We start from the raw sequence: 4974 nt of genomic DNA, 5'->3' as shown, positions 1-4974 counted from the left end.
TCACATCAAGACTTGGCGGATTCTTCATACGGGGTTTAGGCGGCCGTTGGGGTTGTATGGGCGGGTGTTTGCGGTGGTGCGGGGGTTGGTGTTTTTGGCTGCGGGTGGGACTTTTGAATAAGCCTCATTAGCTAAAAAATACTGTGGGAGTCACGAAAATATGCGAGACGCCCACAGCGTTATTTACAAAAATTTATTTAAATATATTTTTCTAATAATTAATAAAATGATTACAAAAGTTCCAGAAATAAGGGAGGAGGAAAGCTGGGGAAGCCCTAGATAATAAATAGCTGACGATAAAAATGTATAAACTGTAACAGCTAAAATAATCCCTATATATTTATTTGCCATTACATTAACAATCCTATAAGAATAGTGACTCCTGCACTTACAAGAACATTGCATGTAAGAGAGTTGTTGGAGCACCAGCGCTGCGCTGAATCATAGCCTCGCTTGATAGCTGCGGCGTCAATCTTTGTTCCATTCGATATGTTCACTACAAGTAGGGGAGCGTTGGCTGTAATCTTATAAACTCGATACTGCGAATTGCAGGTTTTAGGGGATTTTCCGTCCCAAATTGTATAGCCACAGAGTGAGCGGTATTGGATTCCGCGCACTACCCCTTGAGCCTCAGTGGTTTTTCCTTGCCTGGGAGAAACTGGAGTTGAGTCAACTGGAACTGTCGCATAATTCGTGTCTTCTGTGAGAAGCTTTGAGATTATCTTCTGATCATTGAATTCATTTACTGCTGCTTGGGCAGGGGCGAATGAGAAGCTCATAATAAGAGTCGCTAAAACGACGTAGAAAAATTTTCTAAATTTCACGATAGCTCCTTTGTTGCGTGTATCTATCGAAAAGTATGGCACGAGTCAGGAGGTTGAAACAGATGGCTAAAAAAATATTTTTATCGTGTCCAAATATGACTATAAAATATAGTCATGTGGCTTGAATTATTTTTGAGTAAAATTTTATTTCGAAAACATTCTGTGCGTGAATTGAACTTATTCTGCGCAAGTTACGTCCCAGCATGTAAGCTAGTGAGCAGACAAAAAAGAACCGGCAGGGCTGGCACCCTACCGGTTCACAAATTCCATCGCGTCTTACTTCGAAAGGAATTCAAGCTTGTGACTACAAGTTTACCAGCGCTGGGAACCACCGCAACCCCCGCGCATCGGTTCACCGCACACATCACAGACACCCAGCGGGTCTTTCTCTGCTCAGAAACCAAGAGCGCCCCACTGACCAAGACCCTGAGGGCAGACCTACACAAGTACGAGTTTTACCAGCCCAGCCCCGCTTTTTGCCGTGCTCTGGTTATCGACATCGACCACATTTTCGCCTCCAGTTTCGTCTTTGATTTGCCCCGCGAAATCTGGCCCCACGCCGTGGTTTTTACAGCCCAGGGCGTACAAGCCTTCTGGCTTATCGAGGGCGTACCCCTGACCAGCAAAGCCCACCAAGCCCCTATCCGGTTCGCGAGGGACGTTGCCGAGCTTCTACGCCGTGCCTGTTCCGGTGACCCTGCGGTAAACGCTCTTGCCCCCTCAAAGTGCCGTAACCCGCTCTATGAGGGCGCTGAGGTCGTTTACCCGGCTGATTGCCCGCCCTATGCCCTCAAAGCTCTCTCAGGGGCGCTCAGGGGCTTTCTGAGGGGTTCTGAGGCTCCAGAGAGCATAGACCCTCGTTCTAGCCGTCCTGAGCCGGTCTGGGGCGAATTGGCCGAGGGACAGCGGAACGAGACGATTTTTCAGACCTGCCGACGCGCTGCCTATCGGGGCGAGGACTTTGAGAAACTGGCTTATGAGCTGAATAGCCAGTGCCAGCCACCGCTACCAGTCTCTGAGGTTGCCGGAATTGTCAGGAGTATCCAGAAGTTCATGAATCAGCGTTATCAGCCTGTTGAAGCCCGCCGTGAGCCGGGGGAGCCTGTACCTGATGCGGTGCGCGAGTTTATGGCGGAAATCGGGCGTAAAGGCGGAAGCCGAAAGACCGAAAAACAAAAACAGAACCTCGTGAAAGCTACCCAGGCTTCCAGAGCCGTCCGGAGCGCTCAGGCTATCGGACGCAAGGCACAGATTCAGGCACTCAAAGAAGCCGGATATACGCAAAAAGCTGTCGCCGAAAAGATGGGCCTGGGCATTGCTACGGTGAAGCGCGGTTGGAACTAGCCCCCAGGTATCATTTACGAAGCTTAATCAGGGTATTACGGTTTCTCAACCCTACCCACCCAGCCCCCACGGGTTCCTGCCACGACCTCCCCCGCGGCTCTCCCGACCCCTCCCAAGGTCTCCTCAACCCAGCCCAACCCCGTGTCTGCCTCTAAAACGAGGTCCAAGAAATCAACCTCAGCAGCCAAGGCAACCGACCAGAACCAGGGCTGATGCAACAACTCCAGACTGGTCTCTGTCAGGATGAGACGTTCGGCGGTGGTGCCGGCAATAGCTCGGGCTACCTGCGGGTGGATAAAACCGCCGTCAGTGAGCCCCACTTCGATGTGTTCGCTGTTCTCTGGGGCGTTATCGGGATTGGTGTACAAGGTGATGGTGGGCATGATGGGTTCTTTCTGGTCTCTAAAGTTCGTGTTAGGGATTGGGGCTAATGTATCGCTGTTAGGTAGCTGTGACCTAGGAACACGTGCATGAATTTTAGGAAAACAAAGGCCCGTAAAGAACCCCATAAACTACCCCGTAAGCCTGTCTTTACCCCTGGTTCCTTGAGTTTTCGGGAGACGACCTGCGTCTTAAATTTTGGATCGAGGCAGGGGATACGAGGGCCTTGAAGAGGTAAAACGGTGGGCGTTACCAGAGGGAGGGGCCGCTGGTAGAAGTGTGTCTGTTCGTGTCCCTGGGGTCTTGCTAGACTAAGAAGCATTCTAGAGAAAGAGCAAATGAAGCGGGGCTACTCCCCGGCAGCGGGAACTGCTGAAGAGTAACCCCTTGCTCATGGGCTACCAGGGGAATCCCTGGATAGCTTCTAAAAGCTTCGCGCAAGCCCCAACTAAAGCAGCGATTGCAACAATCAAGGTCGCTGCATAGTTGGGGTCTTTTTTATGCTTAGCTTTCTTCTTGCCCATAGGCCGTTTCCTCCTCTCCTTGGTTGACCACTCACGGATTTCTAGAGAAATGGTGAGTCCGGGTGGTCTTCCGTGAGAGGGGGACGCAGTTAGCTTATCAACGCTGCTGGGACTTGAGCTTGCAAACTCAATGCTCAGGTAGGCAATCAGATGCCGCGAGCAAGAAACCACAAACGGATCCCGGCACATCACCTAAGGCACCGAAAAACACAATCGCGATTACAACAAGCACCAGCAACTCACCACAGGCTAAAACCACACCACAGCCAGGCAAAGACCAAAGAAATATCTAACGGCAAACCCACGGCACAAGGTACTAAGACGCCAAGAGAAGAAACCGCACCCAAGAACAAGTAAGAGCAGTAGGTAATCTCAGAGACCAAAAGTAGAAACAGTCAGACAGTCAGGCACGTATGCCAAACTTCATTTGGCTCTCCCCACCTGTGACAAAAACCCGCACCTAACCCTGCCCCACCCCTGCCGGTTTCACCCCAATCGACCCAGAACCACCGCGCAAAAAACATCAGGCTCTCTCCCACTCGTTCCTCGCACCCTTCTGCCTGAATTTTTTACACGGTTCTGCTGGTCTCATGTGTAAAACCGCGCGCAACTTTTTGTGCGCGGACGCTATCGGCGTTGCCGCCGATTACCGTCACACCTCTTGCACCCAGTGACTCAGGAAGTACTATCTTGTTTTCAACCTGTCCTAATATCAACATGACGAAATAAAATAGCCCCCATGACACCACCTCACACCCCCGCTGAAGAAACCCGCACCTGCCCCTACTGCCACACCGTTTTCTACTACGAAAAAGGCCCCGGCCGCCCACCCATCTACTGCACCGACACCTGCCGCAAATACGCAGCAGCTCACCGCAAATACGCCCAAGACACCAACACTCCAGTACGGCTGATACACGCGAGCCCAGTAGAAATTACCCCTGAACCTGCCCCCGTTATCCGCTATATCAAGCCGAGCAAAGAGCAGATGAAGGACTATCTGCGTTCTGACCCTGCACGCGTAATTCCTCACCTGTTGAAGGAATTAGGGTTTTGCCTCAATGACCGCAAAATTCCCCGTGCCGAACGGGCTGAGATAGCCCACATACTGGGGCGGGTGCTGGTTCAGCTTGCCCAAGCCGAGTACGGGCCGGTCAACGGGGAGAGTGCTAGCGTGCCGATAGAAACGGCGATGTCACCGCAGGATTTTGTGCATCTATCGCAGGTTCTGGGTTCTTTTGAGCAGATTGCTGCCTGGGTGCAGTCGAACCGGGAGTATACCGAGTATGAGCAGATGGTGGCTGTTGGTCGGCAGGTGCGTAAGGCGCGCAAGGAGATCGCTGGTGAAGTCGAAGGATTGCGGAAGAAGATTGCTGAGTTAGAAGAGCAGGTTCGGGGCCAGCAGAGACAGCTAGAGCGTTCTTATGCTGTGGCAGCTCGGTTTCAGGAGCAGTATGTGCAGGCGCGGGGGCGGAGTTTGGAAGTTGCTCATGGTGTGCGTGGTTTGCCTGAGCGGGTGGCTGAGTTGGAGGCTTTGGTGGGTCAGTGGCAGGTGAGGGCTGCTGAGTGGGAGCAGGTGGCGAAGATGGAGCGGGCTAGGTGTGTTGAGGAGGTTGCGCGGGTGAGGGCTGAGGTGTTGGGTGGTGGTTCTGCGTTTTTTTAGGGGTGTGTAGTTGGTGGTGTTTGGGTTGGGTGGTGCTCCGTCAGGGTTCGGCGGGGTGGTTTGGTTGCCTGTGGGGTGGTGTTGCCGCCTAGCACCCTGACGGAACCGGTATTGAGGCTTATTCAAAAGTAGACACGCACCCCACACCCACCAACTAGACAACGGCCCCACCCGCGGCAAAAATATGAGCGTTAAATCTCTACAAATAACCTCAAGCCATACCGGACAAGACCGTTGC

The 4974-nt window shown here is 52.4% G+C and carries 5 protein-coding genes; 2 read left to right on the top strand and 3 right to left on the bottom strand.

From position 1 onward, the window contains the following. Positions 1–350: 350 nt before the first annotated feature. Positions 351–824 (bottom strand): hypothetical protein, encoded by a 474-nt coding sequence (locus L6762_RS11810; protein WP_237187484.1) that lies wholly within the window; start codon positions 822–824, stop codon positions 351–353. Positions 825–1124: 300 nt separating this feature from the next. Between L6762_RS11810 and L6762_RS11805 the strand changes: the two genes are divergently transcribed. After that, complete coding sequence (locus L6762_RS11805; RefSeq protein ID WP_237187483.1) at positions 1125–2168, top strand: primase C-terminal domain-containing protein; 1044 nt, start codon at positions 1125–1127, stop codon at positions 2166–2168. A gap of 35 nt (positions 2169–2203) precedes the next feature. Here L6762_RS11805 and L6762_RS11800 read toward each other — a convergent pair whose 3' ends face one another. Together L6762_RS11800 and L6762_RS11980 are read right to left on the bottom strand one after the other, a co-directional pair. Next, complete coding sequence (locus L6762_RS11800) at positions 2204–2551, bottom strand: hypothetical protein (RefSeq protein WP_237187482.1); 348 nt, start codon at positions 2549–2551, stop codon at positions 2204–2206. A gap of 396 nt (positions 2552–2947) precedes the next feature. Continuing rightward, on the bottom strand, positions 2948–3073 hold the full coding sequence (locus L6762_RS11980) for a hypothetical protein (protein WP_272878715.1): 126 nt from the start codon (positions 3071–3073) through the stop codon (positions 2948–2950). 739 nt (positions 3074–3812) lie between these two features. On the opposite strand from L6762_RS11980, the gene L6762_RS11795 reads away from it, so the two are divergent. Beyond that, the gene (locus L6762_RS11795) at positions 3813–4736 is read left to right on the top strand and encodes a hypothetical protein (protein ID WP_237187481.1); all 924 of its coding nucleotides are present in this window, start codon (positions 3813–3815) and stop codon (positions 4734–4736) included. Positions 4737–4974 lie beyond the last annotated feature (238 nt).

The sequence above is a fragment of the Rothia nasimurium genome, assembly GCF_928381705.1.
Lineage (GTDB): Bacteria > Actinomycetota > Actinomycetes > Actinomycetales > Micrococcaceae > Rothia > Rothia nasimurium_G.
Note: the sequence above shows the minus strand (reverse complement) of the source record. Positions and strands in the feature narration are given on the sequence as shown.

Coding starts and splice junctions, on each gene's coding strand:
- L6762_RS11800 (WP_237187482.1), bottom strand. CDS start 2,551: ATGCCCACCATCACCTTGTACACCAATCCCGATAACGCCCCAGAGAAC.
- L6762_RS11980 (WP_272878715.1), bottom strand. CDS start 3,073: ATGGGCAAGAAGAAAGCTAAGCATAAAAAAGACCCCAACTATGCAGCG.
- L6762_RS11795 (WP_237187481.1), top strand. CDS start 3,813: ATGACACCACCTCACACCCCCGCTGAAGAAACCCGCACCTGCCCCTAC.